We start from the raw sequence: 24,169 nt of genomic DNA on the forward strand, positions 1-24,169 counted from the left end.
GGCGCTGCGTAAGTTACTCGTGGCCATCCAGAGCAACCGAGAGACCTGGCTCGACGACATTGCAGCAACCCCCTTCATGGTGCGGGTGCTTCCGCCAGGAACGATGGAGGAATACGTGACAATCAGTGAACAGTCGACCGCCGAGTCCGGCCAGTCCGAAGACGGTGACGTGTCCGGCTCTCCAAGCGAGCCCATGATCTCCTTGCGCGACGTCCACAAGGTCTACCGCCTGCGCAGCGGCAAGGAGGTGCGCGCCCTGGACGGGCTCAGCCTCGACGTCGCCGCCGGCTCCATCCACGGCATCGTCGGCACCTCCGGGGCCGGCAAGTCCACGCTCGTGCGCTGCCTGACCTCCCTGGAGCGCCCCACCAGTGGCCACGTGAGCGTCGCCGGCCAGGATATGACCGCCCTGTCGTCCAGTCAGCTGCGTGAGGCCCGACGCCGCATCGGCATGGTCTTCCAGCACGCCAACCTCCTGGACCAGCGCACCACGGCGCAGAACATCGCCTACCCGCTGGCGCTCGCGGGTGTCCCCGGCGGGAGGCGCCACCCGGTCGTCAAGCGCATGCTCGACCTCGTGGGCCTGGCCGACCGCGGCGGCTCCTACCCCTCCCAGCTCTCCGGCGGCCAGAAGCAGCGCGTCGGCATCGCCCGGGCGCTGGCCGACGACCCGGCCGTTCTCCTGTGCGACGAGCCCACCTCCGCCCTGGACCCGGAGACCACCCGCTCCATCCTCGACCTCATCAAGAACGTCCGCGACACCCTGGGCCTGACCGTCATCATCATCACCCATGAGATGAGCGTGGTCCGTCAGGTCTGCGACTCCGTCAGCCTGCTCGAGGCCGGCAAGATCGTGGAGAGCGGCCGCCTGGAGGACATCGTGCTCGACGTCGACTCCCGGCTCTCACGCGAGATCGTGCCCTTCCCGAAGGTGCCCGAGGCCGCCGTCGCCCACGGGGAGAGCGTCATCGACGTCTCCATCACCGCCCACCCGGGCCAGCCGGCCGCCGTCGCCCTCATGTCCATGGTGGCCGAGCTCGGTGGGGACATCGCCGCCGGCGTCTTCGAGACGATCGGGCAGGCCCAGATCGGGCGCCTGGCCGTCACCGTCCCCGCGTCCGACACCGAACAGGCCGTGAGCACCCTGCGCCACGCCGGTATTGCTGCGGAGGTCCGCTCATGAACTCGATCCTCCTTCCGCTGAGCCAGGCCGCCGCCGCGTCGAGCAGCCGCACCTGGTTCGACAACCCGGCCATCCAGAACAAGCTCGGCTACGCCCTCGTTGAGACCCTGGCGATGACCTTCGTCTCCGGGGCCATCACAGTCATCCTCGGGCTTCTGCTGGGGCTCGCTCTTGTCTCCACCGGCAAGCGGGGCCAGTTCCGCAACCCGACCCTGTACTGGGTGCTCTCCCAGATCGTTAACATCGGGCGCTCCATGCCCTTCATCATCCTCATGGTGGCCCTCATCCCGCTCACCCGGTTGCTCGTGGGCACCTCTCTGGGGTGGCAGGCGGCCTGCGTGCCGCTGACCATCGGCGCGATCCCCTTCTACGCGCGCCTGGTGGAGACGGCCATCAACGACGTCGACCGGGGCAAGGTCGAGGCCGCCCTCATGATGGGGGCCTCCGGGCGGCAGATCACCTGGGGGGTCCTCGTACGCGAGGCCCTGCCGATCCTCATCCAGTCGGCCACCGTCACCATCATCACCCTCCTGGGCTACTCCGCCATGGCTGGCGCCGTGGGCGGCGGTGGCGTGGGTGACCTCGCCATCCAGTACGGCTACCAGCGCAACCAGGTGGACGTCATGGTCATCACCGTGGTTGTCATTGTCGGCATCGTCGGCATCATCCAGCTGGTCGGCGACATGCTCAGCCGGCTGGTGAACCACCGCTGAGGCGATCACCAGCCGGGTAGGCGCTCAGCCGCCTGGAACCGGGCGGCTGCGCCGTCGGCCCCAGCACTGTTCAAGACTTTCCTCTCTCCCGTCACTGGGGGCCGCCCGGCCCCGCGAAAGGAACCACCATGTCCTCCTTCATCTCCCGGCGCACCGTCATCGCCGGTGGCCTGGCCACCGCCGCCGCCCTCACCCTGGCCGCCTGCTCCAAGTCCGGTAAGGGCGAGGTCAAGGGCATCAAGGTCGACGGCGACACCGCCACGATCACCATTGGTGCCACCCCCAAGCCCCACGTCGAGATCCTCAAGTGGGTCCAGGACAACCTCACCAAGGGATCCGGCATCAAGCTGGACATCAAGGAGATCAACGACTACCAGACGCCCAACTCCTCGTTGGAGGACGGCTCGCTGGCCGCCAACTTCTACCAGACCCCCAACTTCCTGGCTCAGCAGAACAAGGAGAAGGGCTACGACTTCGTCTCCATCGCCGACGTCCACATCGAGCCCATGGGTATCTACACCTCCAAGGGCTACAAGGACGTCAAGGACATCAAGGAGGGCGGCACGATCGTCCTCAACAACGACCCGGCCAACACGGCGCGTGGGCTCAAGCTCCTGGCCCAGGCCGGGCTCATCGAGCTGGACAAGTCCGCCGAGCTGCCCAGCGACACCGACGTGACCTCCAACCCCAAGAAGCTGAAGTTCACCACGGTTGACGGCGCCCAGGTCTACAAGTCGATGCCGGACGCCGAGGCCGCGGTCATCAACGGCAACTACGCCATTGACGCCGGGCTGAACCCCAAGAAGGACGCGCTCGTCCTGGAGAAGGGCGGCAAGGATTCCGAGTACCCCAACCAGCTCGTCGTGCGTAAGGACGACAAGGACAACGAGCACCTCAAGAAGCTCGCCAAGCTCCTCAACGACGACAAGCTGCGTGAGTACATCAACAAGACCTGGCCCGACGGGGCGGTCGTCGCGGCGTTCTGACGTCGGAAGGCTGCGGCTGCGGGCCTGTTGAGGATCCGTGCGCGGGGCCGGTTGCGGTTGGTCGAAGGGCCGACTGCGACCGGCCCTTCGTGTTGGTGCGGGTGGGGTCGGGTGCACGGGGTGTGGGCGGATGTGCGGCTCGGGCGGGGACATCCTGCGTGGCCGGGGACGTTTCTGTGCGGGCGGGGACGTTCGACGCCGTCGGGGACGGGAATCCGGTCCCCGTACGCGTGGGCTGTCCCCGCCTGGAGCGGATGGCACCTGGCCGCGCAGAGTGTCCCCGTCGGTGCGGATGGCTCAGGCGGCGATGGCGGCGCCCAGGAGGATGAGGCGCAGTGCCCGCTCGGTGGCGTCGGTGACGAGCTCGTCGGCGCGGGAGACGGCTTCGGTCAGGTCCATGGGGACCGGGATGATGCCCATGACGGCGTCGATCCCGGCGGCGTGGACGGCGTCGGAGCCCTGGCCGATGGAGCCGGCCAGCGCGATGACCGGTTTGCCGGCCAGCTTGGCCCGCCGTCCCACCTCGGCGGGAATCTTGCCGCGCGGTGTCTGGAAGTCGACGGCGCCCTCGGCGGTGATGACCAGGTCGGCTCGGCCGATCTGGGTATCGAGGTCGACGCCGCACAAGTCGGCATCCATGAGGACGTCGAAGCGCGAGCACAGTCTGGCCCCCAGTCCCGCGGCGAGCCCGGCTCCCAGGCCGCCCGAGGCGCCGGTCCCAGGGCCGGTGAGCAGGTCGCGGTGGGCCGCCTGGGCGGGGAAGGCCTCGGTGAGGAGACCGGCCCAGTGGACCAGGCCCGCCTCGAGGGCCTCCACCTGCTCGGGGGTCGCCCCCTTCTGCGGCCCGAACACGCGGGCCACACCGCGCTCACCGGTGAGGAGGTTGTGCATGTTGCCGGCCACGAGGACCTCGACGTCGCGCAGTCGGGGGTCCATGCCGGAGGTCTCGATCCGCTGGATCCGGGTCAGGTTCGAGCCGATCGGGTCGACCTCATCGCCGCCTGCGTCCAGAAGCCGGGCGCCCAGGGCGACGAGCGCGCCGGCCCCGCCGTCGCAGGTCCCCGAGTCGCCGCAGCCGATGATGATGCGCCGGGCGCCGTTATCGAGTGCCACCGCGATGAGCTCTCCGACGCCGGTGGTCGTCGTGGCGCCGGGGTCGCGCATCCCGGCGGGCACCAGGCGCAGGCCGGCCGCCGCGGCCATCTCCACCAGCCAGGTCCCCTGGGCCGATCCGCCCAGCCGGGCCAGGTAGGAGTCGACCGGCTCGCCGACGGGGCCGGTGACGCGGGTGGTGACGAGGTCGCCGCCGGTGGCCCGGGCCATCGTGGCCGCCGAGCCCTCACCGCCGTCGACCAGGGGCAGCTCGACGACGACGGCGCCGGGCAGGAGACGGCGCACCCCGGCGGCCACCGCCTGGCACACCCCCTCGGGGGACAGGCTCTCCTTGAAACCGGAGGGGGCGATAAGAATGCGGGTGGGAACGGATGTGGGCATGACTTTCCTCCAGGGTTGCAATGTGTGCGGGGTTCTCAGGGGGTAGGGCGGGCCCGGGGCGCGGGTGTCGCCCGGCCTCACCAGCTCAGGCCCAGCAGCGGCCACAGCCAGGCGCTGCACGCCATGACCAGGACCACCATGAGGGGCCCGAGGAACAGCGACAGGCGCCGCAGGTCGTCGGGGGAGAAGGTCTCCATGCCCTCGATGTCGGAGAACATGGCCACGGGCTTGGCCGAGGACGGCAGCGTGTGGCAGAAGCCCGCGGCGGCGGTCGAGGCGAAGGCCGCCGCGGCCGGGCTGACACCCACCGCCGGGGCCAGGGCCACGACGATCGGGATGAGGACGGCCGAGCGGGCCGAACGCGACTGGATGACCAGGTGCGATGCCGTCGAGAGCACCACGACGACCAGCATGAAGGGCCAGGGGGAGTGAATCCTCACGGCGTTGAAGGCCGAGGTCGCCACCCACTTCGCGGCGCCGGTGGACACCAGCGCGTCCCCCATGGCGAGGGTGGCCGCCATGAAGACCAGCAGCGACCAGGGGGCCTTGGCCAGGGCCTTGCGCAGGGCCACCGAGCCGTAACCGGGCAGCGAGGTCACCAGGACCCCCATGAGGGCCACGATGGCCGGGTCGATCCCGTGCAGGGCCTCGGTGCACCACAGCACCACGACCGTGCCGACGAGCAGGGCGGCCCGGTTCTCGGCCTGGGTCAGGGGACCTGTGACCGGGGTCGGGGATGCCTCCGCGAGGTCGGCGATGTCGACGCGCACCCGACGGTGCATGTCCTCCTTGCGGGTGAACAGCCACACGATGAGCTCGGTGGACAGGTGGCTGGACAGGGCCGCCAGGGGCAGGCCCAGCAGCAGCCAGCCGGCGAAGGAGAACTCCTGCCCACCGGCCGAGGCCACGATGTGGGAGGTCACCAGGTGGGCTCCCGCCCCCAGGAAGGAGCCGACCGCGGACAGCAGGATGACAGTGGGGAAGATGATCGACAGGGCGTGGATGAGCCGCTTGCGGGAGGCCGCCAGGGCGTCGTCGTCGCCCGACCCGGTGCGCAGCGCGCCGGCCAGGGCCGTGTACACCGGCAGCAGAAGGGCGGCCCGACCCGAGGTGGAGGGGGCCGCGAAGACGGTGGCGACGATCGCGGCCGTCACCAGGTGGAGCAGGACGCGCGGGCGGTCGGTGCCGGTCACCAGCCAGGCCGCCAGGCGGCCCGTCAGACCCGAGGCGCTCACCCCGACGGCGATGACGAAGGCCGCCACCAGCAGCCAGATCGTGTCGTCGCCGAGGCTGGCGAACATCTCGTCCGGGCTCAGGGCGCCGGTGAGGACCAGGGCGGTGGCGGCCCCCAGGGAGATGTAGGTGTCGTCCACGCTCGTGAAGGCCCAGGCCCACACCGAGGCGATGAAGATGATGAGGGTGAGTGCGCCGGTGACGGTCAGGCTCCCCTCGGTGCCGCCGGCGCGCCAGGCGGCCACGCCCACGGCCGCGCACAGGCACACGGCGAGGGCGGCGGAGATGATGCGCCGCCACGGCAGGCGTCGGGCCGGAGCCGGCTCGCCGCTCCCGGCCAGGGAGAGCGGCAGGGTCTCGCGCACGGTGGGCACATCGGTTTCGAAGGAGGCAACGGCGTCAGTCGCGGTGGTCATGAGCCGGCCTCCTCTCCCGAGGCGCTGTGCGCGCCGTCATCGTGGGTGCCGTCGTCATCGTGGGTGCCGTCGTCGTGGGCGGCCGCCGGCTCACCGCCGCTCACCCGGGGCGCCGTGTCCGCCGAGGTGCGTGAGGAGCGGGTCGTGGCCGGAGAGACGACGACGGCAGGGTCGGGGGCCGAGGACAGGTTCCAGGAGCTGTCGGCCGGGATGCGCAGGCCGACGGTGGCGCCCTGACCCGAGGCGGAGACGGCGAAGACGGTGCCGTCGTGGGCGTCGGCGATGGCCCGCACGATGGCCAGGCCCAGTCCGCTGCCGCGCGGCTTGCCGTCGGCCTCGCCGTGCGTGAAGCGCTCGAAGAGCCAGTCGACGTCGTCATCGGACAGTCCGGGGCCCCGGTCCGTCATGGAGATCTCCAGTCCGCTGCGGCCGTAGCCGTCGGTGCCGGGGGCGACGGTGAGGGTGAGGGGACCGTCGCCGTGCTGCAGCCCGTTGCGGGCGAGGTGGCCGGTGGCCTGACGCAGGCGCTCGACGTCGAGTGTGGCCGTGCCGCGGGCCCTGAGGTCGAAGCTCCAGCGGCCCGGGGCCATGGCCTCGACGTCGTCGAGCAGGGTGCGGGCCAGCTCGGAGACCTCGACGTCCGGGGTGAGGTGGGCGAAGTCGCGCCGTTCGGCCTGGGTGAGGGACTGGAGGTCGTCGAGGACCCGCTGCAGCTCGGCGATCTGGGCGCGCTGCTGGAGGACGTTGCGGGTAGCCGGCTGGCTGGCCAGGCGCGCGTCCATGACGGCCAGGGGGCCGGAGATCTCCTGGTGGGCGCGCAGGACGAACTGGGTCTGGCCGTCGAAGGCCTCCTGGAGGCGGTCCAGCATGCCGTTGAACTCCTCGGTCAGACCGGCGATGTCGTCGCGCCCCTTGACGGGTAGGCGGCGGTTGAGGTCCTGGGTGGAGACCGAGGCGGCCGCGGTGCGCAGGTCGTGCAGGGGACGCAGGATCTGGCGGGCCACGAGCAGCCCGACGACGCCGGTGAGGACCAGGACGGCCGCGCTGATGCCGACCATGAGCCAGATCGTGGCGTTGAGCTGGTCCACGCGGGAGGCGGTGAAGCTCATGGTGATGACGGACAGGTGCTGGGAGGGATTGTCGGGCTCGAGCTCGACCCGGGCCCAGCGGACCTCCCCGCTTCCGTAGGAGGTGGCGCCCGACGGCGACTGCAGCATCTTGACGAACAAGGGATCCGTGCTGGTCAGGTCCAGGTTCGGGGCGGAGGCGCCGGAGGCCTGGGTGGCCTTGCCGGTGGCGTGGTTGTAGATGATGACGGCCTCGCGGTCGGTGAGCTGCTGGCCGTCCCGGTAGACCTCCATGAGACGGGTGGTGGAGGTGAAGGGTTTGGAGGTCCGCGGGTCGACGCCGGTGGAGGCGAAGTTCTGCAGCTCCTTGACCTCGTGGGCGACGTCGGCGTTGGCGGAGCGGGAGATGTCCGCCATGAGGGTGGAGCGTACGGAGACGATCATGCTGGTCAGCCCCAGGGCGACGACGAACAGCATCCAGGCGACGATGCGCAGCCGTGCGGGCACCGAGGGGCCGGAGACCGGGTCAGTGGCCAGTGGGGGAGGAGACGAGGGGACGGTGGTCATCGGCATCAGCTCCCTTGACCAGCAGAGGTCAGGTGGACCGGGCTGGGCTGCGCGGGCGGGCCGGGGACGACGGCCATGAACTCGGCGGCCAGCGCCAGCGCCACCGGGACGAGCATGAGCAGAGCCAGGGCGAGGATGCGGCGTGAGGTGTTCATGCGTCCACTGTCACGAGCGAGTCCTAGAGGGACCACAGGTGAGCGTGAGAGTTCTCTTATGTTGAATGGCTTAACGAAACGGTAATATTTATAGGTCTTAGTGGTGGGTGGGGTGGGGCGTGCGACACCGGGTGGGGACTTTCCGCGGCGCACCCCGCGGCGCACCCCGCGGGCGGGTGCACTCCGCGCGGCCGGGGACATGTCGTTGCGGGCGGGGACGTTCGACGCCGTCGGGGACGGGAATCCTGTCCCCGAACGCGTGGGCTGTCCCCGGCTAGAGCAGATTGCACCCATCCGCGGGGAATGTCCCCGCCAGCGTCGGAGGTATGGTCGCCTCAGGCTGCCGCGGAGGTTCGCGATCCGCGTCAGTCTTGCCCGATCCCAGCGGTGAACTGCTTGGGAGTTCGGCTTGAGGAAGCGACGAGCAGGTAGTGGTGGTCATTCACACAAAAAGATCTATTGACGTCAAAGCGGATCTTTATCTGGTACCGTAGGGGGGTGTCCAAGATTCTGGGATCCTCAGCAGAAATCGCTCCACTTCCTACTGTGGAAGGAGGATTCCAGACCGTTCTGGCCGACCCTCCGTGGCGGTTTACCAATCGAACCGGCAAGGTCGCTCCCGAGCACCGTCGTCTGGGCAGGTACGGGACGATGTCTCTCGAGGAGATCAAGGAGCTTCCGGTCGGTGACGTGACCGCAGTGAATGCCCACCTGTACCTGTGGGTTCCCAACGCCTTGCTTCCGGAGGGTCTGGAGGTGATGCAGGCGTGGGGGTTCCGCTACGTCTCAAATGTCATCTGGGCCAAGCGGCGCAAAGACGGTGGGCCGGACGGCCGCGGCGTCGGCTTCTACTTCCGCAATGTCACAGAGCCGATCCTGTTCGGTGTTAAAGGATCCATGAGAACGCTGGCGCCGGGGCGCTCAACGGTCAATATGATCGAGACACGCAAGCGTGAGCACAGCCGCAAGCCCGACGAGCAGTACGACCTCATCGAGTCCTGCTCGCCGGGTCCGTACCTGGAGATGTTCGCCCGTTATGCGCGACCGGGCTGGTCCGTGTGGGGCAATGAGTCGGATGAAGATATCACGCCGCAGGGGAAAGCTCAGCGGGGGTACGGCGGTGGTGATATCGAATCCCTGCCGCACCTGGAGCCAAATGAGCGGATGAGCGACTGGCTCTCGGATCGCGTCGCCCAAATCATGGCGGATGAGTATACAAAAGGGATGTCAGTTCAGCAGATTTCGACTCAATCGGGTTACTCCATCACTCGGGTGCGGAGGCTCTTGGCCAGGGCTGGCGTGGAGTTGCGAGGGCGGGGGCGTCCTAAGAAAGTGGCTCGGGCTGTCGTGTAGGCGAGTTTTCAAATGTGTTGCTGGAGATGGCGATGGCGAGCAGAGGGCAGCCTCCACCGTCACCGCGAGTCATGCGGGGAACAAGTTTCTCCAGATTCGTTGTCGTCGTGGTTGCCAACATCTTCTTCGCCTCACCCTCAGAAATGCCGTGCTGCAGCCGTAAACGAGTTGCAAAATTGTGAAGGTCTTCCTGGGTTCGAGTGACAATGACGCCGACATCGATGAAACCGGCATCGTAAAGTGCTCGGTAGGCGCTGATGTCTCGGTCGAGGTTGCCGTCCTTGGCGTTCCATTCAAGGTCCAAGGCGACGCGCCCCTTGAAGTTATCGACTTTGTAGCCCTTGTTGCTCACAGGCGTTGAAGTCACTGTCTTTCTGGTCTCGCCTGCGGATTTATAGGGCATGATGCAGAGCTCGAGTTTGATCTCGGTGTCCACTCGCGCTTCACGCCATCCTTGGCTTCTTAGTTCTTTGTTAAAACGCCGGGCAATACCGGATTCCTGACCTCCTGCCCGGAGGAGGTCGTCGCTGATGACCTCGAATTTATTTAGCACTGTCGTGAGCTCGTCGAACAATTCTGGGTTAGTGGCGCGCAGGATGGTAGTGGCGTTGCGAGTCTCGCGGAGAAAATAGCGGGAGCGTACATCTTCAGGGAAGACGTCATTAAATGATTCGGTGAGGTTCATGCGCCAGATCATATCAGCATGGCGTCAGACGTTGTTGAGGTATACCGCCAAGAGAGGGTGTGTGATGGTCGAGCGCAGGTTTCCGGAGGTTTCTGATGGGTGTGGTCGGTGCGAGCTTCCTCCGCAGCGCCGTATCAATGCCGCTGCGGCACCACCCTAGGAGCCTGGTTTGAAACCGATGACCTTGCCGTCAAACTTGTTGTAGCCGATGATGAGGTCGGGCTTGGCGATGATGAGCGTATCCTCATTCTCCAAGTCGATTCCGCTGAACTTAATCTCCTTCCCGGTCTTGACGTTGATAAGCGCAGTTATCGTATTGGCGTCCCCACGATTCATGACCATCAACTTGACGATGCGGCCATCCTCAGAGCTCTTAGCCAAAGACGGGCATCCGGAGAAGATGCTGTTCGTGTCCGCCTTGGGAACGTTGATGGAACTGCCTTGCTTGGGCTTAATCCGAGTGATGCAGCCGTCGCTGTTGGATTTTGCGGTCAGGCTGGCGTCACTGAAGTCCTGGTCCTTGAAGTAGGCGCGATGCTCCTCGGCCGTGGGGAGTTTCTTGTCTTCCTCGACAACATTCTCGTGTGCGGGTAGGGTCTCTCGGTAGCCGCCCTGTTTCTCCCCCTTGAAATCATAAACTGTTACTTTGTACTCCCTGTCGGCTGATGAACTCGAATCGGACTCAGAGTCACCCTCCAGATCCAAGGTCCCCCAGCCGTCCTGGAAGTACCAGGTGACAAGGTCCGAATCAATCTTCGATCCGCCTCCAAGGAATAAGGTCTCGCCGTTATCGATGTTGATGACGGCATTGAACAGCGCAAGGTAACGCTGCTTGTCCTTGACCAGGAAAGTCGCATTGAACATGTCCAGTGATTCGAAGCGACTTCCTGCTCCGGAAATTTTGCGCGACCACTTCTGTTTCTTGTTTGCCCCCCAAGCGGTGCACCTGTCGCTTTCTTTGCAGGAAATGGCGGTGTCGCCGGCAATTAATGTGGGATTGCTTTCTCCCCAGGGTGCCTTCGAGGTCTCCCCGGTTTTCAGGTCAATGAGGGTGGACTTGTGAACCAGCGTATTGTCCCCCCATTTCAGGAGAACGGAGGACGTGCCATACGATGAACTGAAGTCTCCGTCATCAACAGTGGTTTTCCACACTTCCTTCATATTGTCGCCCAGTGGGCTGTAAGCGGTCAGGGTGTCGGACCCCTTGTCGACGATCACCAGGTAATCACCGAATACGTAAGGATCCTCATGAGGGTCGACGTCGAAGCTCCAGGCCTTGTTCGCACCGTTCGCCCAGGCGCCCGACGGAGTCACGTACGTTGAACCCAAGTAGGCCTCGCTGCGCCCCAGGAAGTACCAGGCGGCCGCCCCTCCAGCGCCCAGAACGAGAATGATCGGCAGAACGACGGCGACCACTTTGAGCAGGCGGCGCTTTTTCGGGGCCTGCACCGGCGGCGCATACATTGGTGTCCCATAGGCCGGTGCGACCGGCTGCCCCGAACCGTATGCCTGCCCCGAGTCATAAGCCTGGCCGTGGCCCAGTACGTATTCCGACGGCACCCGGCTCGGCACCCCGGGCGGCATCGCGGTCTGCTGGTCCAAGGGCTGAGCCGCTGCCTGCATCGCAGGCACCGAGTACCCCTGGGCGGTTGGCTGCGGCGCGACGGGCTGGGCCGCCGCAGAGGCCGGCGCCGCCTGAGCGACCTGGGAGGGTGAACCCTGCGGACCCTGAGGCGCCGCGGCCCCGTACCCCCGAGGGGAGGCCTCCTGAAACGAGCCTCCCTGTGGTGCCGAACCGGGCGCCCCCGGCTGGTGACCGCCATACTCCTGAGGAACCTGCGCGTACCCGGAACCGGCGGGAATCGCCTGCGGGGGTGGAGCCCCCATCGTCCCTGCGGCTGTTCCCACCGCCATCGTCGGAGCCATCGGGCCGATCTCGCCCGGGACAGGAGGCTGCGCCGGTTGCGCCGACTGAGCGCCACGACCGGTCTGGCGCGCCAGCACCTCCCGCACGACGGCGTCGTCGGACTGCTCCAGTATCTCGTGGACCCGAGGCGAGATCGACGGGTTGGTCGCCAGGATCGAGTGCAGGTCGGGACGGGTTTCGGCGATCCGCTCGAGGTCCTGCGGCGAGGCGAACCTGCTGAGGGCCGTTGTCGCGTCGTAGTCGCCAGCAGAAGGTGAGTGCCCCGTCGTCATGTCTCCCGAGCCTAACGAAATCTATGGCTCGAGGTCACAGAATGGGCACGTCAGCCTCCGACCGAGCCGTTGAAATGACGCGGGCGGGAGGAGCAGTGAGTCAGTCGACGATGCCGTAGAGGCGGTCGCCGGCGTCGCCGAGACCGGGCACGATGTAGGCGTGCTCGTTGAGGCGCTCGTCGACCCCGGCGGTCACCACCGTGACGTTCGCGCGCTCGCCGACCGCATCCTCCAGCGTCTTGACCCCCTCGGGCGCGGCGATGAGGCACAGCGCGGTGACGTCGCGCGCCCCGCGCTCCAGCAGGTAGTCGATGGCGGCCACGAGGGTGTGACCGGTGGCGAGCATGGGGTCGACGACGAAGCACTGGCGGCCCGAGAGGTCGTCGGGCAGGCGGTTGGCGTAGGTCTCCACCTCCAGGGTGTCCTCGTCGCGCTTCATCCCCAGGAAGCCGACCTCCGCCGTGGGCAGCAGGCGGGTCATGCCCTCCAGCATCCCCAGGCCCGCGCGCAGGATCGGCACCACGATCGGCCGCGGGTCGGCCAGGCGGCGGCACTGGGCCAGCGCCACGGGGGTGCGGATCTCCACCTCCTCGGTGCGCACCTCGCGGGTGGCCTCGTAGGCGAGCAGGGTGACGAGCTCGTCCACCAGCTGGCGGAAGACCGCCGACGGTGTCCTCTCGTCACGCAGGACGGAGAGCTTGTGATCGATGAGGGGGTGATCGGCAACGTGGAGGCGCATGGGGACAGCCTAATGCCGCAGCCGGGTTCGCACCGTCGCAACGCGTGCTGGTCTCGTGCGCGCCCACGGCGGGGTCACGTCGCTCCGACGGGCTGGACGCGTCGCCGGCGTCGGAGTTGCCACCGGAGTCGCGCTGCGGTGACTGCATGTGTCCAAATCGGATACAAAGGACGCTTCGCGTTCTTCGGGCCTGCAACAGAACCGCGGAATCATGCGGTTTCGTTTCGCCCGTTTCACTCCGGCAGAGCCCTTTGTTTCCGATTTGGACATCGGGCCCGCCTTAGAGGACTGTCTGGCCACCGCGCGCCACCGCTTCCCGATGCACAACCCCGCCCCAACCGCTCCCAGACACCCAACGTCTCTCTCACGGGTGGCGGGTCCGTCCGCAGGCCCCATCCTGTGCTGTGCGGCCGGGGACATTCCGTGCGGCTGGGTGCGGTCTGCTCCGGGTGGGGGCATTCGACGCTGTTGGGGACAGGAATTCGGTTCCCGCACGCGTGAGATGCCCCCGTCTGGAAGGAAGAGTCCCCGGCCGCGCAGGATGTCCCCGTCGGTAGCCGGGCGCAGGCCCAGGTGTACGGCCGGGTTCGGGGGCGTGGCTGGTCTCAGGCTCGGGCGTGCAGCCAGGCCAGGACAGCTCGCACACGCCGGTTCTCCTCGCCGGGTTGCAGGTCCAGCCCCCGGAAGATGTTCGCCACATGCTTGGCCACAGCGCCGTCGGAGACCACCAGTCGTTCGGCGATCTGCGCGTTCGACAGCCCCTGAGCCATGAGTTCGAGCACCTCCTGCTCGCGCCGCGTCAGCCGGTCGAGGCCCGCTCCACCCGGCGCCGCACTCGCGATTCCACCCGAGGGAGTCGACGATGAGGCTGCTGCGGCCGGCACCGGCCCCCGTGCACCAGACGCTGTCGGTGCCGCGCTCGATCCTGCGCCCACCATCGCCCCCACATCCTCACCAGTCCCGCAACCGGTCACCACCTGTGTGGTCTCCTGCGTGGAACCGGTGGCCCGGGCCGCCTTTATGAGGTGGGAGACCACCTCCGGGTCGATGACCACCCCGCCGCCCACGACGATGTCGAGCGAGTGCAGGAAGTCGGCCACCCGCCCCACGCGCTCCTTGAGCAGGTAGCCCACAGCGCCCCCGCTGCTAGCACTGGGAGCTCCCGGCCCGGCCGGGGAGGTCGGCGACTCGGTCTCCTCGAGCAGATCCTGCACGTAGGGGCTGGCCACATAGGCGCTCAGCACCACCACCGGCAGCCCCGGGTAGGTCCGGCGCAGGTCGATCGCCGCACGCAGCCCGTCATCCGTGCCGGTCGGCGGCATACGCACATCGGTGACGACGACGTCGGGCAGCTCCCCGGCGGCGGCCAGACGACCGACCTCGGTGCGCAGGGCGTCGGCGTCGGCCACCTGTGCCACGACCTCGTGCCCGGCCGTGGTCAGCAGTCCGGCCAATCCCTCGCGCAGGAGGGCGGCGTCGTCGGCGAGCAGGATCCTCATGGACACATCCTGCCTCACCCGGCCGGATGGTCGTCCTGCGGCTCGTCCGTCCGCCCGTCCTGCGAGTTCTCCGTGCCCCACGGAGGCGTCAGCGGTGCTGTGATCGTCACCTGCGTCCCGGCGCCTTCGGGAGAACTCACCTCCAGCCGCCCGCCGATGGATTCCACCCGCTGCGCCATACCGCGCAGGCCGGTGGCGTTCTCTCGCTCCGGGTCGGCCCCGCCACGCCCGTCATCGGTGATGACGGTGCTCAGTCCGGCGCTCGTGCAGCGCAGCGCGACTGTGGCGCGCGAGGCCCGGGCGTGCTTGGAGGTGTTCGTCAGTGCCTCTGCCACCGCGAAGTAGACGACTGTCCGCACCGGCTGCGAGATCAGGGCCAGGTCGGCCTTCTCCGCCTCGACGACGACGCTGGTCGGCAGTGGGGCCCGTCCCGCCAGGTCCTTCAGGGCCGGTGCCAGTCCGCGCTCGGACAGGACCGCCGGTCGGATGCCGCGCACCGTTTCACGCAGATCCTTCAGGGCGGACTCCGCGCGGTCCTGCGCGGTATCGATCCCCTCCAGCAGCGCGGTCCGGGACGTGGAGGCGGCGTCGTCCTCGGGCAGGGACTCAGCGGCCAGGCGCAGACTGCCCAGGTTCATGGCGAGGGCGACGAGCTCCTGCTGGGTGCCGTCGTGGAGGTCTCGCTCGATGCGAGTGCGTTCGGCCTCGAAGGCGTCCATGAGGGTGGCTCGGCTGGCCGTGAGGTGGCCGACCTCGGCGGTCAGCTGCTCGAGACGCTGCGTCTCGCGTTCACCTGACAGCGCCTTGACCAGCAGCAGCCGTAGTCTCCCCAGTCCCCAGAGCGCGCCGAGGAGGAGGCTGAGGGCGATCAGACCGACCGGTAGCAGCAGCGGGGCGGACTGCAATCCGGATACCGCTATCTCGGAGCCGCCGAGGTCCACCCTGATGGGGGCCTCAGAGGATGACATGAAGGGCGCCAGCACGCTGACGGTGAGCAGGGCTCCAAGGAGCGCGGTCAGGAAGAACGACGCCGTGCTCAACGCCATGCCTCCCACGCACAGGGGCAGGTCCTGGCGCCAGAACTCCACGTGAGCGACGCGTGCCAGCAGCCACGGGCTCCTGCGCTGGTTCTCCTTGTGGCCTGACGGAGCGTCGGTTCCCAGCCTGCGTGCAACGGCGCGCTCCAGCGACGCCCCCAGGGGGACTGTCAGGTGGAACAGCAGGATGGAGGGCACGAGGAGAACAGCCATTGGCATCCACAGTGCGGCGTGCAGGAACTCCCAGCCGATGATGCTGATCCACCGGAGGCTCTGGCTCGGACGGCGCTCCGGCGAGGAAGGGGCGGGCTGCGGGCCTGCCGCGGACGGGGCGGTTGCGGATGTGTCGGCAGCAGATGGAACGGGGATGGTCCTGTCCTCCGGGCCCCCTATGGGTGCGGTCGTAGGAAGGTCGGGGAAGAGGGGGTCGAGTGATGATGCCGAGGTCATGCCGACGACGCTAACGGGCCCGGCCCTGGGGGTGCACTCGTGCTGGCTCCCCAGTACTTGCCGCATGTGCGCCCCGGGGTGGTGCTGGCACCCCCGAGGTGGTGCGCGCTCGACCGGGGGTGAGGTGGAGTCGGCCCGACTTGAAGACGGGAGCTGGTACCAGTGCGCCAGCGACCGGTGATGAGTGAACTGGTGAGCATGAGCCTTGACCTGTTTCGTTCGCCCCTGTCCTATCCCTGCGCCGTCGACGTCGCAGGCCTTCTCTCGCCGGTACCGGCCCGTTTCCAAGGGCTCGCTCGCACCGAGGTGCTTGGGGTGGTGACGATCTGGATGCACGACCCGCTGGCCAGGATGAGCGACGCCGAGGTGCGGACCTGGCTGCCCTCGGTCCTGCTCGCGCTGCTGATTATCGGGGGGCCCTGGCTGAGGCGTCCGGCCGCGCGATGGGGGTTGGGCGCCCTGGCGGGAAGCCGAGCGGTATCCGTCCTCATCTGGATCGTCCTTGCGGTCGCAGGGGTTTGGGGGCTGTCATGATCCGTCGTCAGGGCCATCCCGCCGCAGTCAGTACCGACCATCAGGGGCCGCAGGTACCGCCGGCCATCGAGGTAGCCGGACTCACCCGAGTCTTCCGCGTCCAGGGCCGCCGCAACGCCGATGTCATCGCGCTCAACGGTGTTGACCTCTCCCTGCCCGTCGGCAGCTTCACCGCTCTGGTCGGCGCCTCCGGCTGCGGCAAGTCCACCCTCCTGCAGTGCATCGCCGGGCTCGATGCCCCCACCGACGGCACCGTCCAGCTCCTCGGTACCCGGACGAGTTCGCTACGTCCCCGGCCCGCTGCCCGCTTCCGGGCTCGGCACGTCGGCTTCGTCTTCCAGGACGACAACCTCGTCACCTCCCTGTCCGCGCGCGACAACGTGTCCCTGCCCGGCCGCCTGCGTCGCAAACCCCTGAGCCGCAGCGCCGTCGACGATGCCCTCGAGCGCGTGGGTTTGAGCGAGCAGGCCCGCCACCTGCCTCATCAGATGAGTGGTGGTGAGCGTCAGCGTGTGGCCATCGCCCGCGTGCTGGCCTCCCGCCCCGACATCGTCTTCGCGGATGAGCCCACGGCCGCCCTCGACGTCGCCGCCGCCGCGACCGTTCTCGACTGGCTCGCCGAGCTCGCCGGAGGCCCCAGTGCTGTGCCTGGCGTCGTGCCCGCAGCTTCTGCCCCGAAGCCGGCCACCGTCCTCATGGTGACGCACGATGCCGCAGCCGCCGCCCGGGCTCAGCACGTCCTTGTCATGGACGCCGGCCTCCTCGTCGCCTCTCTCCCCGGGGGCGACCCCGCTGCCGTCTCCGACGCTGTCCTGTCCGCCCGCGGTGCCGGAGGTTCCCGATGATCCGCCTGCTCCTGTCCGACCTTCGCCGCCACGCCGGCTCCTGGGCGTGGACCACCGTCGTCGCCGTCGTGGCCGCCTCTGCCATCGCCGGTCAGTTCCGGGTCGCCCATGGAGCCTTCGCCGCTGCGGAGGCTGCTGGAGACCCCATGATGATTGATGGGGCTGAATCCGTCTCAGGCATTATCATCATTGGGGTCGTCTTTGCTGCCGTGACTGTTCTGTCCTCTACCAGCAGCCTCGCGGTCTCCCAGCGTGAGCGCGACCACGGGCTGTGGAAGGCCCTGGGTATGAGCCCCACCATGGTTCGCCTGGTCATCCAGGGCCAGCTCTTCGCCCTTGGGACGCTTGCCTCTCTTGTCGCGGTGCCGTTGAGCCTGCCCATCAGCCGGTTCATGATGCACCGGCTCATCTCCGACGGGGCCGCCCTGCCCGGCGCGGTGCCTCAGTGGAAACCCGCCGACCTCATCTGGACCGCGATCATCAGCGCCGGCACCCTCGTCATAGGTGGTCGGGCTGCCGCCAAACGGGCCTCACACACTCCGGAGGCCCTGCTCCTGCGCGGGTCGGGCGGTCAGAGAGCGCGGTGGAGCGCGGGACGAGTCCTCAGGGGTCTCCTGCGGTTGCTCTGGGCCGTTGCCGCCGCGGCTGGGTGGGTCGCCGAGTTCCTCGTCATCCGCAGTGGGGAGAATCAGGACGTCTTCATGAGCCTTTTCGGCGGCGTCCTGTGCGGGTTGATGTTCGTCTGCATCCTGTGCGGCTGGATCAGCCCGGCCCTGGAGCGCCTACTCGCTGCTCTCATTCCGGATCCCGGTGTCGTCTGGCACGTCGCCGGACGCACCTGCGCCCTGGAGTCGCGCCGCTCGGCGGCCACCGTCCTGCCCTTCGTGGTGACGATCGGGCTGGTCGCCATTTCCTTCGGTCCGGCATCGGCCTCCTCCGAGATCACCGTCACGGGCTTCACCTCCGTGTTCGGGTTGCCCTTCCTCGTGTCCTGGACCGGGGGCGTGGCCGTCATCGCTATGAGCGCGGGCCGACGTCGCCGTGACGCCGCGCTTCTGCGCGCAGCCGGGGCCATGGAGCGCGATGTCCTGGCCATTGAGGTCCTCGAGGGAGTTCTCCATGCCGCCGCCGCGACCGTCCTCGGCCTGTTCGTCACCCTGTCCACGGCCGTTCTGGTGGCGGAGGCCATGCACAGGCCGCTGGCCAGCATCGTGGTGGGGTTCCCCTGGGCGACGCTGGGCCTCGTGTGCGCGGCGACCCTGGCGACCACCTGCCTGGCCGTCGTCGTCTCCGCCCGAGCCGGGGCACTTGCGGGCGAGCAGAGCCTGGGGCAGGTGCTGCGCGCCCGCGACTGATCTTTACCGCCGGCGTCGGAGTTGCCACCGGTATCCCCGCTGAGATCTCGCGACGCTGACCGTGTTGTGTCCAAATCGGATACAAAGGACGCTTCGCGTTCTTCAGGCTTGCAACGGAACCGTGGAATCATGCGGTTTCGTTTCGCCCGTTTCACTCCGGCAAAGTTCTTTGTATCCGATTTGGACATCGGGCCCGCCTTAGAGGACTGTCTGGCCACCGCGCGCCACCGCTTCCCGATGCACAACCCCGCCCCAACCGCTCCCAGACACCCAACGTCTCTCTCACGGGTGGTGGGTCCGCCCGCAGGCCCCGTCCTGCGCTGTGCGGCCGGGGACATTCCGCGCGGCCGGGTGCAGTCCGCACCGGGCGGGGGCATTCGATGCCGCCGGGGACAGGAATCCGGTCCCCCGACGCGTGAGACGCCCCCGGTGGGAAGGAAGAGTCCTTGGCCGCGCAGGATGTCCCCGTCGGCGGCGGGGCCAGGGCGCCGCGCGCACGTCGGGCGGTCCGCGCACGCCAGTTGGGCCCGGCGCGAAAGGGACGACATCGCGCCCGCCCGCGGGGCTAGGTTGCTGACACCGACCGCATCGAAGGAGAACTCATGGCCAACGGCTCCGCCCCCACCATCACTCTCAACAACGGCGTCGACATCCCGCAGATCGGCTACGGCGTCTTCCTGACCCCGCCGGAGGAGACCGAGCGGGCCGTGCTCGAGGCCTTCGAGGTCGGCTACCGCCACGTCGACACCGCCCAGGCCTACCGCAACGAGGAGGGCGTGGGCGCGGCCGTCGCCGCCAGCGGACTGCCCCGCGAGGACCTCTTCCTGACCACCAAAGTGTGGATCTCCAACGCCGGGGAGGAGCGCGCCGCCCGCTCCATCGACGGCTCCCTGCGCCGCCTGGGCACCGACTACATCGACCTGCTGCTCGTCCACCAGCCCTTCGGCGACTACTACGGCACCTACCGCGCCATGGAAAAGGCCCTGGCCGCCGGCAAGGTCCGCGCCATTGGCGTCTCCAACTTCTTCCCCGACCGGTTCGTGGACCTGGCGCAGCACGTCGAGGTGCCGCCGGCCGTCAACCAGATGGAGACTCACGTCTTCAACCAGCAGGCCGACAACCGCGCCTGGTACGCCAAGTACGACACCGCCCTGGAGTCCTGGGGGCCGCTCGCCCAGGGCCGCAACAACATCTTCACCCACCCGGTGCTCACCGCCGTCGGCGAGAAGCACGGCAAGACCGCCGCCCAGGTGGCCCTGCGCTACCTCATCCAGCTCGACATCATCGTCATCCCCAAGACGGTCCACCGCGAGCGCATGATCACCAACCTCGACGTCACCGACTTCCAGCTCGACGACGCCGACATGCGGGCCATCGCCGCCCTCGACGAGGGGCAGGGCGTCGTCAACCACTACGACCCCGCCTTCCAGGAGCGCCTCGCCTCCTACACGGTCGAGGCGGACTGACTCCCGGACGTTTGCGGCCGCATCCGGCGGGGACATTCGACGCGGCCGGGTGCGGCCCGTTCCGGGCGGGGACCTTCGACGCCGTCGGGGACAGGAATCCCGTCCCCGCACGCGCAGGATGCCCCCGCCCGGGAGTAGACGGCGAGCCCGGGGCAGGCCCGACAGCGGGTGCCGGCGCGCGCCTCAGAGCCGGCGGGAGAACCGGGACTCGCTCTTCTCGGAGGTGCCCACGTACTCCAGCCAGCGCTCGTAGTGGTCGAGGACGTCGTGGGCCACCTGGTCGGAATTCCAGTCGACGACGTCGTAGCCCTGGCCGCCGCTGTGCGGGCGCACCTCGAGGCGCACCGTGAGGTCGTCGGCCTCGTGGACGGCGAAGCCGTAGGCGGGCACCGGTGTGACCACCATGCGCACCACGTAGCGGAAGGAGTCGATGGAGCTGGACTGCTCCTCGCCGCTGTCGGTGGCCGGGTGGGAGGAGACCACCAGGCTGGCACGCCCCAGGAAGGTGCGCTCGTCGTCGGGGTCCTGGGCCTCGGGGCCCTCGACGAAGACCTCGGCGGAGACGTTCTCCTTGCGCAGCTCGGTGGCCACCGCCTCCAGGGCCGGCACGATGCGCCGCTCCATGGCGTTGCCGGCCTCGTCGGGGGACACCGAGTTGAGGGTGTGCGTCAGGCGCTCGCGCCAGGGCGTCTGCTCCAGCCCCGCGGCTGAGCCGTTGAAGCCCAGGGCCCGGTTGCGGTCGGCCCGGCTCAGGGCCTGGTTGTAGGTGTCCTCGGTGCTCAGGGAGCGCCACAGGGTGTACATGATGAGGATGAGGACCCCGGAGAAGGGTAGCGCCATGACGATCGTGGCCTGCTGGAGGATGGGGATGCCGCCGGCCACGAGCATCGCGATGGTGAGGATCCCGGTCAGGGCGGCCCAGAAGATCCGCAGCCAGGCGGCGGCGTCCTGGCGCGCCGAGCGGATGCGGCTGGAGAGGTTGGCCATCACCAGGGCGCCGGAGTCGGCGCTGGTGACGTAGAAGAGGATTCCCACGAACAGCGCCAGGGCGATGAGGATCTTCTGACCCGGCAGGTGCTCCAGGATCCAGTACAGCCCCTGCTCGGGCCGCTCCAAGGTGATGTCCCGGAACTCGCCGTTGCCGCGGATGACCAGGTCCAGGGCGTGGTTGCCGAAGATCGCCACCCACATGAGGATGTAGCAGAAGGGCAGCAGGAGGCTGCCGAGCACGAACTGGCGGATGGTGCGGCCGCGTGAGATGCGGGCCAGGAACATGCCCACGAAGGCCGCCCAGGCGATCCACCAGGCCCAGAAGAACAGGGTCCAGGCGTTGAGCCAGTCCTCGGGGCGGTTGTAGGCGTAGGTCTCCAGCGTCAGCTGCGGGAAGCGGGTGAAGAAGTCGCCGATGGAGCCGATGAGCGCGTCGATGAGGAAGGCGGCGTCACCGGTGACGAGCACCCACAGGGCCAGGCCGATGGCCAGCAGCACGTTGATGGTGGACAGGACGCGCACGCCCCGGTCGACGCCGGAGACGGCCGAGACGGTGGCCATGATGACGGCTAGGGCGGTCAGCCCGATCTGGGTGGGGAAGCCCTGCGGCAGCCCGAACAGGATGTTGAGGGCCACGTTCAGCTGGACGACGCCGACCCCCAGCGAGGCCGCGATGCCGAAGACCCCGCCGACCAGGGCTGCGGCGTCGACGATGTCACCGATGACGCCCTCGGTGTGCCGCCCCAGCAGCGGGCGCAGGGTGGAGCGCAGCGTGAGGGTGTCGCGGCGTCGGTAGGCGAAGTAGGCCATGGCCAGGCCCACCAGGGCGTACAGGCCCCAGCCGGAGATGCCGTAGTGGAACAGGGACAGGACGATGGCCTCGCGGGCGCGGGCGGCCGGGGGGATGGTCTGGGCGCCGCCGGTGGGCGGGTGCACGTACTGGTCGACCGGCTCGGCGACGGCGAAGAACAGGATCTCGGTGCCGATGCCGGCGGCGAAGAGCATGGCCGTCCAGGCGAAGGTGGAGAAGTCCGGCGTCGAGTTGTCCGGCCCCAGGCGGATGCGTCCGAAACGGGAGAAGGCCAGGCCCAGGATGAAGACCAGCGCGGCCGTGATGAGCAGGATGTAGAAGGAGCCGAACCAACGGCTCGTCCAGGTCACGGCCGCCCCGAAGGCGTTCTTGACGAGGTCGGGGGCGATGAGCGCGGCCAGGGTGACGATCGCGATGATGGTGGCCGACACGAAGAACACCACCGGGTTGAGGGGCTCCTTGCCGGGCAGCTTGCCGAGCAGGGTGCCGGGGAGGGATCCGCCGGGGAGCCGCAGCACTGAGAAGCGGTCCGACGACGGGGCTGGCTGGGAGGCTCCCGGAACGGAACCGCCTGGCGCGGACTCGCTCTCATCACTCGATTCGGGGGACCGGCTCACCGACCTGCTCCGTTCTTCGTGGGGTCTTCGCGGGGGGCTTCTATGGGATCGTGGTGGGGCTTGGGGTGCTGGCCCGGGGCGCGGCGCCGGGGGCCGCGGGGGCAGGCGACTGTCCAAGCCCGGGCATGTCGTCGGGAGCCTATAACGAGATAATGAACTCGTGACGTCTTCACCTTCTTCTGCGCAGCCGCCGAGCCCGTTCAGCCCGGGCTCCGACGCCGGCGCGCCCGGTGGGCGGGCGGGTCTCGCCGGGGGGCGGGGCGGCGGCACGGTCGTCAAGTCGGCCCTCAGCCCGGCCGCCAGTCCGGTCATCGACGCCGCCATGGTGCGCGCCCTGGAGCTGGCCCGGGCGGCCGGTGAGGTGGGGGAGGTGCCGGTGGGCGCCGTCGTGCTCTCGCCGGAGGGGGCGGTCCTCGCCGAGGCCGCCAACGCCCGCGAGGCCGAGCGCGACCCGACGGCGCACGCCGAGATTCGCGCCCTGCGTGCCGCCGGCGCCGCTCTGGGCGACTCCCACCTGGACGGCTGCACTCTTGTGGTCACGCTCGAGCCGTGCACCATGTGCGCCGGCGCCATTGTCCTGGCCCGGGTGGCCCGACTTGTCCTGGGGGCCTGGGAGCCGCGGACCGGGGCCTGCGGCTCGGTGCGCGACGTCGTGCGCGACACCCGCGCCAACCACCAGGTCGAGGTGCGCGCCGGCCTGCGCGCCCAGGAGTCCCAGGACCTCCTGACCGCCTTCTTCGCCGACCGTCGCTGACGGGCCCCGCCGGCTGGGCCTGCCGGGCTCGGTGGGTCGCCGGGCCAGCCGGGAGCGACGTCGGTCGTGACTGATACCGCAGGACGTCGCGTTGGGGAGCGGGGCAACGTCCGTGTAACCTCATGGGCGAGGTAGCGTGTCCGAGCGGCCGAAGGTGCAGATCTCGAAAGTCTGTGTGGTTCATAGCCACCCTGGGTTCGAATCCCAGCGCTACCGCCACGGGAGGGCCCGCCGAGCAGCCAGGAGCTGTACGGCGGGCCCTTCGCGTTGCCGGTTGCGGCGCTGCCCGTGTTGATGGCCGGTGGCTGCTCGACGTCGTGAGACGCCTGTACTGCACGAGGGCCGGGGTCACTGGGGGAGGGGCGGGTGTACTCCACGGGGGTCGGGGGCTCGTCCAGTACGCACAACCCCCGGCCAGTAGATCCTCACCCTCGTGGAGTCGCCGCCTCATGCGGCCCGTTGCCGCTCGCTGCGGCCCCATGCCCCGACCCGGCCGCGGGAGTGCTGTTGGTCCCTCATATATTCGACGTCGGGCCTTACTCTTGGCCTATGAGTCGCCGTCCCCACGAATCCCGAACCCTGTCCCGTTCCCGCACTCAGGTCCCGCACCCCCACGCCTCCGAGATCGCGCCGCGCGCGGCCGCTGACCTCTACTCGCTCCTGTGCGACGCCATGGTCGCCGCTGATACCAAGGCGATCGACGCCCTGCTCACCGACTACTGTGTCCTGACCCACATGACCGGCTACCCCCAGCCCAAGGTCGAGTGGCTCGGCGATATCGCCAACGGTGCCATGCGCTACCACTCCCACGAGGTGGTCTCCGTCCAGCCTGACACCATCGCCGGCTTCCCGGTGGTGCGCGGCCGCACCCGCACCACGGCCACCCTGTGGGGCGGGCGTGGCACCTGGAACCTCCAGATCGTCGGATACGTCGTGCCCGACGCCGACCCCGACACCGAGCGCAACCCCACCGGCTTCCGCTTCAGCCGCCTGGACGCCTCCACCTGGTGAGGCCCCGCCG

20 protein-coding genes and 1 tRNA gene are annotated in these 24,169 nt (G+C 68.6%); 11 read left to right on the forward strand and 10 right to left on the reverse strand.

Annotated elements, in window-relative coordinates; all coding sequences use genetic code 11:
- The first annotated feature begins 19 nt into the window (after nt 1–19).
- The 3 genes from JJJ14_RS00710 (at nt 20) to JJJ14_RS00720 (ending at nt 2,882) form a co-directional block, all read left to right on the forward strand.
- Nucleotides 20–1,183, forward strand: coding sequence for a methionine ABC transporter ATP-binding protein (locus JJJ14_RS00710; protein ID WP_201444411.1), 1,164 nt, complete (start codon nt 20–22; stop codon nt 1,181–1,183).
- A complete protein-coding gene (locus JJJ14_RS00715; protein ID WP_201444412.1) occupies nt 1,180–1,896 on the forward strand; it encodes a methionine ABC transporter permease in 717 nt (238 codons plus the stop codon). Before JJJ14_RS00710 ends, JJJ14_RS00715 begins: the two co-directional genes overlap by 4 nt.
- A gap of 128 nt (nt 1,897–2,024) precedes the next feature.
- On the forward strand, nt 2,025–2,882 hold the full coding sequence (locus tag JJJ14_RS00720) for a MetQ/NlpA family ABC transporter substrate-binding protein (protein ID WP_201444413.1): 858 nt from the start codon (nt 2,025–2,027) through the stop codon (nt 2,880–2,882).
- A 297-nt stretch (nt 2,883–3,179) separates the two neighbouring features.
- Here the strand turns inward: JJJ14_RS00720 and JJJ14_RS00725 are convergent, their stop codons facing one another.
- The 4 genes from JJJ14_RS00725 to JJJ14_RS00740 all read right to left on the reverse strand — a co-directional run bounded on the left by JJJ14_RS00725 (nt 3,180) and on the right by JJJ14_RS00740 (nt 7,814).
- A complete protein-coding gene (locus tag JJJ14_RS00725; protein WP_201444414.1) occupies nt 3,180–4,376 on the reverse strand; it encodes a glycerate kinase family protein in 1,197 nt (398 codons plus the stop codon).
- Between the two features lie 77 nt (nt 4,377–4,453).
- Entirely contained in the window at nt 4,454–6,025 is a 1,572-nt protein-coding gene (locus JJJ14_RS00730; RefSeq protein ID WP_201444415.1) for an SLC13 family permease, read from the reverse strand.
- Nucleotides 6,022–7,659 carry a sensor histidine kinase gene (locus JJJ14_RS00735; protein ID WP_201444416.1) on the reverse strand — a complete coding sequence of 546 codons (1,638 nt, stop codon included), beginning with the start codon at nt 7,657–7,659 and terminating at the stop codon, nt 6,022–6,024. Before JJJ14_RS00735 ends, JJJ14_RS00730 begins: the two co-directional genes overlap by 4 nt.
- A gap of 5 nt (nt 7,660–7,664) precedes the next feature.
- Nucleotides 7,665–7,814, reverse strand: a complete 150-nt coding sequence (locus tag JJJ14_RS00740; RefSeq protein WP_178388096.1) for a hypothetical protein — start codon at nt 7,812–7,814, stop codon at nt 7,665–7,667.
- 498 nt (nt 7,815–8,312) lie between these two features.
- Here JJJ14_RS00740 and JJJ14_RS00745 point away from each other — a divergent pair, with 498 nt between their 5' ends.
- Nucleotides 8,313–9,167, forward strand: coding sequence for an MT-A70 family methyltransferase (locus JJJ14_RS00745; protein WP_201444417.1), 855 nt, complete (start codon nt 8,313–8,315; stop codon nt 9,165–9,167).
- On the opposite strand, the gene JJJ14_RS00750 is transcribed toward JJJ14_RS00745, so the two are convergent.
- The 5 genes from JJJ14_RS00750 to JJJ14_RS00770 all read right to left on the reverse strand — a co-directional run bounded on the left by JJJ14_RS00750 (nt 9,139) and on the right by JJJ14_RS00770 (nt 15,539).
- Nucleotides 9,139–9,852, reverse strand: coding sequence for a BglII/BstYI family type II restriction endonuclease (locus JJJ14_RS00750; RefSeq protein ID WP_201444418.1), 714 nt, complete (start codon nt 9,850–9,852; stop codon nt 9,139–9,141). The genes JJJ14_RS00745 and JJJ14_RS00750 overlap by 29 nt on opposite strands.
- Before the next feature lie 156 nt (nt 9,853–10,008).
- Complete coding sequence (locus tag JJJ14_RS00755; RefSeq protein WP_201444419.1) at nt 10,009–12,051, reverse strand: variant leucine-rich repeat-containing protein; 2,043 nt, start codon at nt 12,049–12,051, stop codon at nt 10,009–10,011.
- A 100-nt stretch (nt 12,052–12,151) separates the two neighbouring features.
- A complete protein-coding gene (upp, locus tag JJJ14_RS00760) occupies nt 12,152–12,790 on the reverse strand; it encodes a uracil phosphoribosyltransferase (RefSeq protein WP_003788190.1) in 639 nt (212 codons plus the stop codon).
- A 605-nt stretch (nt 12,791–13,395) separates the two neighbouring features.
- On the reverse strand, nt 13,396–14,289 hold the full coding sequence (locus JJJ14_RS00765) for a response regulator transcription factor (RefSeq protein ID WP_201444420.1): 894 nt from the start codon (nt 14,287–14,289) through the stop codon (nt 13,396–13,398).
- 14 nt (nt 14,290–14,303) lie between these two features.
- Entirely contained in the window at nt 14,304–15,539 is a 1,236-nt protein-coding gene (locus tag JJJ14_RS00770; RefSeq protein WP_236592863.1) for a sensor histidine kinase, read from the reverse strand.
- 435 nt (nt 15,540–15,974) lie between these two features.
- Here JJJ14_RS00770 and JJJ14_RS12555 point away from each other — a divergent pair, with 435 nt between their 5' ends.
- The 4 genes from JJJ14_RS12555 to JJJ14_RS00790 all read left to right on the forward strand — a co-directional run bounded on the left by JJJ14_RS12555 (nt 15,975) and on the right by JJJ14_RS00790 (nt 19,976).
- Nucleotides 15,975–16,310 carry a hypothetical protein gene (locus tag JJJ14_RS12555; protein WP_236592864.1) on the forward strand — a complete coding sequence of 112 codons (336 nt, stop codon included), beginning with the start codon at nt 15,975–15,977 and terminating at the stop codon, nt 16,308–16,310.
- Nucleotides 16,307–17,155, forward strand: coding sequence for an ABC transporter ATP-binding protein (locus JJJ14_RS00780; protein WP_201444422.1), 849 nt, complete (start codon nt 16,307–16,309; stop codon nt 17,153–17,155). The genes JJJ14_RS12555 and JJJ14_RS00780 overlap by 4 nt, the downstream gene beginning before the upstream one ends.
- Nucleotides 17,152–18,510 (forward strand): FtsX-like permease family protein, encoded by a 1,359-nt coding sequence (locus JJJ14_RS00785; RefSeq protein WP_201444423.1) that lies wholly within the window; start codon nt 17,152–17,154, stop codon nt 18,508–18,510. Before JJJ14_RS00780 ends, JJJ14_RS00785 begins: the two co-directional genes overlap by 4 nt.
- 602 nt (nt 18,511–19,112) lie before the next feature.
- Nucleotides 19,113–19,976, forward strand: a complete 864-nt coding sequence (locus JJJ14_RS00790) for an aldo/keto reductase (protein ID WP_201444424.1) — start codon at nt 19,113–19,115, stop codon at nt 19,974–19,976.
- Nucleotides 19,977–20,159: 183 nt separating this feature from the next.
- Here JJJ14_RS00790 and betT read toward each other — a convergent pair whose 3' ends face one another.
- Nucleotides 20,160–22,394 carry a choline BCCT transporter BetT gene (gene betT, locus JJJ14_RS00795; protein ID WP_201444425.1) on the reverse strand — a complete coding sequence of 745 codons (2,235 nt, stop codon included), beginning with the start codon at nt 22,392–22,394 and terminating at the stop codon, nt 20,160–20,162.
- Nucleotides 22,395–22,554: 160 nt separating this feature from the next.
- Here betT and JJJ14_RS00800 point away from each other — a divergent pair, with 160 nt between their 5' ends.
- The 3 genes from JJJ14_RS00800 to JJJ14_RS00810 all read left to right on the forward strand — a co-directional run bounded on the left by JJJ14_RS00800 (nt 22,555) and on the right by JJJ14_RS00810 (nt 24,159).
- Nucleotides 22,555–23,148 (forward strand): nucleoside deaminase, encoded by a 594-nt coding sequence (locus tag JJJ14_RS00800; RefSeq protein WP_201444426.1) that lies wholly within the window; start codon nt 22,555–22,557, stop codon nt 23,146–23,148.
- A gap of 130 nt (nt 23,149–23,278) precedes the next feature.
- Nucleotides 23,279–23,367: transfer RNA gene (locus tag JJJ14_RS00805), tRNA-Ser, on the forward strand.
- A 330-nt stretch (nt 23,368–23,697) separates the two neighbouring features.
- On the forward strand, nt 23,698–24,159 hold the full coding sequence (locus JJJ14_RS00810) for a nuclear transport factor 2 family protein (RefSeq protein WP_075254449.1): 462 nt from the start codon (nt 23,698–23,700) through the stop codon (nt 24,157–24,159).
- Nucleotides 24,160–24,169: the final 10 nt, after the last annotated feature.

The sequence above is a fragment of the Actinomyces sp. HMT 175 genome (assembly GCF_016694895.1).
GTDB classification, from domain to species: Bacteria; Actinomycetota; Actinomycetes; order Actinomycetales; family Actinomycetaceae; genus Actinomyces; species Actinomyces oris.